Below are 3,629 nucleotides of genomic sequence, written 5' to 3' on the forward strand. Positions count from 1 at the left end.
AAAGACCCCCCCCCACCCCCACCCCCCCCCCCCCCCCCCCCCCCCCCCCCCCCCCCCCCCCCCCCCCCCCCCCCCACACCCCCCCCCCCCCCCCCCGCCGCCGATGACCACCAGTCGTTCGCTCATACGGGAGACGCTACTTCCCGGAGGGCTCCGGGGGCTCCGGTGCCGGGGCGACCCCGGCGGCGTTCCGCCCGGGCCCGGGCTGTCCGGGACGGGGCACCGGGACCGGTGCGGGACGCTCCGCGGCGCGGGCGGCGGCCCGGGCGGCGAGGCGGGGACGCAGGAACCGGCGCCACAGCACGAAGCCGATCAGCGCCACCGCCAGCCAGGGGGCGAGGGCGGCCAGCACGACGCCGAGCCAGGCCACCGCGGCGACCAGCGCGTTCCAGCCGCCGCCGAGGGCCTCCCCGAAGCCCGGACGGCCTTCCTCCGCGGCCGCGGCCGACGGCTCGGCCTTCTCGGACAGGTCCAGCGTGATCGTCGCCAGCGACGTGCGGTCCTTCAGCGACGCCTGCTGGGCGAGGAGCGACTCCAGGTCCGCCTGGCGGCGGCTCAGCTCGCCCTCCAGCGTCACGACGTCGGCCAGCCGCTCCGCCCGCTGCATCAGCGCCCGGACCCGCGCCACGCTCGCCCGCTGGGTGGCGATCCGGCTCTCCACGTCCACGACCTGCTCGGTCACGTCCTTGGCGTCGGCCTTGCGCGCGAGGAGCCTGCCGGTCCCCGCGAGGCCGGTGAGGACGGAGTCGTACCGCTCCTGCGGCACCCGCAGCACGAGGTGGGAGGTGACGGAGGCGTCGTCGGCCCGCTCCGTGGTCTCGTTCTCGATCCGCCCGCCCGCGTCCGCCGCCACCCGGCGGGCCGTGGCCAGCGCCTTCGTGACGTCCGCGACCTCCACGGAGAGCGAGGCGGTACGGATGACGTGCTGCGGAGCCGGCACCTTCGCCCCCGGCGCCGCCGCGCCCGAGGAGCCGTCGGCGGCGCCCTTGCCCGCGTCCGCCGCCGTCCCGTCGGCGGGCCGGGCCGCGCTCAGGTCCGCCTTCTCGTCGCCGGCGGCGTCCGACCCGGCGCCGCAGCCGGCCAGCACCAGCGAGGCGGCCAGCAGCGCCGCCGCCACCGATCCCGCCCGTGCCGTGGTCCGCGATCTCGCCGTCGTCCGTGCGTTCCGCATGGGTCCCCCCGGGGGTGATGGGTGAGTGTCGCCGGTTTGACGTCCGGGCCCGGCGAACGGGTTGCCCTCCGGCGGTAGCGATGCGGTCACGTTCCGGCCTCGGAACGGGCGCGGCGGACGGAGCCCGGAGGGGAGGGACCGCGCGTCCGGGGGACGGGCGGCGGTGGTCGGGAGGAAGCGGGCGATTTGAGAGAGTGGTCCCATGAACGCGGACACCACGGGACCCCATGTCGTCGTCGCGGGAGGCGGGATCGCCGGACTCGCGGCCGCCCACCGGCTGGCCCTCGCCGGTCACCGGGTGACCCTCCTGGAAGCGGACGGCAGGGTCGGCGGCAAGCTCCTCGCCGGGGAGATCGCCGGAGCGCCCGTCGACCTCGGCGCCGAGTCGCTGCTCGCCCGCCGTCCCGAGGCCGTCGCCCTCGCCCGCGCCGTCGGCCTCGGCGACCGGCTCCAGGCCCCCGGCACCACCACCGCCTCCGTCTGGTCCCGGGGCGAGCTGGTGCCGATGCCCAAGGGCCACGTCATGGGCGTCCCCGGCGACGCCCGCGCCGTCGAGGGCCTGCTCTCCCCGGAGGGCCTGCGGCGCATCGGCCGCGACCTCGAACTGCCGCCGACCGAGATCGGCGAGGACGTCGCCATCGGCGCGTACGTCGCCGAGCGCATGGGCCACGAGGTCGTCGACCGGCTCGTCGAACCCCTCCTCGGCGGGGTCTACGCGGGCGACGCCCACCGGATCTCCATGAAGGCCGCCGTGCCCGCCCTCTTCGAGGCCGCCCGGGTCCACCCCACGCTCACCGCCGCCGTGCGCGCGGTCCAGCAGGCCGGGGCGGCCGTGCCCGCCGACGCGGCGGGCGCCGCCACCGGCCTGGGCGGCTCCGCCTTCCTGGGCATCGACGGCGGCATCGGCACCCTCCCCGGCGCCGTCGCCGACGCGGTCCTCGCCGCCGGCGGCGAGATCCTCACCGGCACGCCCGTCACCGCGCTGCTCCGCACCGGCGCCACCGGCTGGCGGGTCACCACCCCCGACCGGGTGTTCGACGCCGACGCCGTGCTCCTCGCCACCCCGGCCGGCGCCGCCGCCGCGCTGCTCGGCGCGCACGCCCCGGACGCCGCCGCCGGGCTCGCCGGCATCGCGTACGCCTCCATGGCCCTCGTCACCCTCGCCTTCCGCCGCTCCGACGTCTCCGGGCTGCCGGGCTCCGGTTTCCTGGTGCCGCCCGTGGACGGCCACACGATCAAGGCGTCGACGTTCTCCGCGCAGAAGTGGGACTGGGTCGCCGACGGGGCCCCCGACCTGTTCGTGCTCCGCACCTCCGTCGGCCGGCACGGCGAGGAGGAGCAGGTCCACCGGGACGACGCCGATCTCGTCGCCGCCTCCCTGAAGGACCTGGCCGCCGCCACCGGGCTCGCGGCCCGGCCGGTGGCCGGCACCGTCACCCGCTGGATCGACGGACTGCCCCAGTACCCGGTGGGTCACCTCGACCGTGTCGCCCGCGTCCGCGGGGCGCTCGCCGCCCTGCCCGGACTGCGCGTCGCGGGAGCCGCGTACGACGGCGTCGGCATCCCCGCCTGCGTCGCCTCGGCCCACCGCGCGGCCGACGAGATCACCGAGGAGATCATCGCCACGTCGAAAAGGACCGACCCCGGTGCGGGGCACTCCTCGTGACGGGCGAGAATAGGCGTATGAGTGCGCCCGAAAAGATCCCGAACGCCGGTAAGAAGGCGAAGGACCTCAACGAGGTCATCCGCTACACCCTGTGGTCCGTGTTCAAGCTGCGCGACGTTCTGCCCGAGGACCGCGCCGGTTACGCCGACGAGGTCCAGGAGCTGTTCGACCAGCTCGCCGCCAAGGACATCACGGTCCGCGGCACGTACGACCTGTCCGGTCTGCGCGCCGACGCCGACGTCATGATCTGGTGGCACGCCGAGACGAGCGACGAGCTCCAGGAGGCGTACAGCCTCTTCCGCCGCACCCGGCTGGGCCGCGCTCTGGAGCCGGTGTGGTCGAACATGGCGCTGCACCGCCCCGCCGAGTTCAACAAGTCGCACATCCCGGCCTTCCTGGCCGACGAGAACCCGCGCGACTACGTCTCGGTGTACCCCTTCGTGCGCTCCTACGACTGGTACCTGCTGCCCGACGAGGACCGCCGCCGCATGCTCGCCGACCACGGCAAGATGGCCCGCGGCTACCCCGACGTCCGCGCCAACACGGTCGCCTCCTTCTCGCTCGGCGACTACGAGTGGATCCTCGCCTTCGAGGCCGACGAGCTGCACCGCATCGTCGACCTCATGCGCCACCTGCGCGCCTCCGAGGCCCGGATGCACGTCCGCGAGGAGGTCCCGTTCTACACCGGCCGCCGCAAGAGCGTCGCGGACCTGGTGGCGGGCCTGGGGGGGGGGGGGGGGGGAGCGGGGGGGGGGGCCTGGCTCCGGAAGGGGCGGTGTAACCCCGACCGAG

At 76.2% G+C, this 3,629-nt stretch carries 2 protein-coding genes and 1 pseudogene; 2 read left to right on the plus strand and 1 reads right to left on the minus strand.

Annotated features, from left to right (window positions below; translation table 11 throughout):
* Positions 1-136: 136 nt before the first annotated feature.
* On the minus strand, positions 137-1,171 hold the full coding sequence (locus tag ACZ60W_RS37100) for a DUF4349 domain-containing protein (RefSeq protein ID WP_469759815.1): 1,035 nt from the start codon (positions 1,169-1,171) through the stop codon (positions 137-139).
* Between the two features lie 202 nt (positions 1,172-1,373).
* Between ACZ60W_RS37100 and hemG the strand changes: the two genes are divergently transcribed.
* Together hemG and hemQ are read left to right on the plus strand one after the other, a co-directional pair.
* Positions 1,374-2,837 (plus strand): protoporphyrinogen oxidase, encoded by a 1,464-nt coding sequence (gene hemG / locus ACZ60W_RS37105; protein ID WP_469759816.1) that lies wholly within the window; start codon positions 1,374-1,376, stop codon positions 2,835-2,837.
* Positions 2,838-2,854: 17 nt separating this feature from the next.
* Positions 2,855-3,562: pseudogene (hemQ, locus tag ACZ60W_RS37110) on the plus strand (hydrogen peroxide-dependent heme synthase); the annotation flags it as partial.
* Positions 3,563-3,629 lie beyond the last annotated feature (67 nt).

The organism is Streptomyces sp. NPDC104202 (assembly GCF_055584185.1).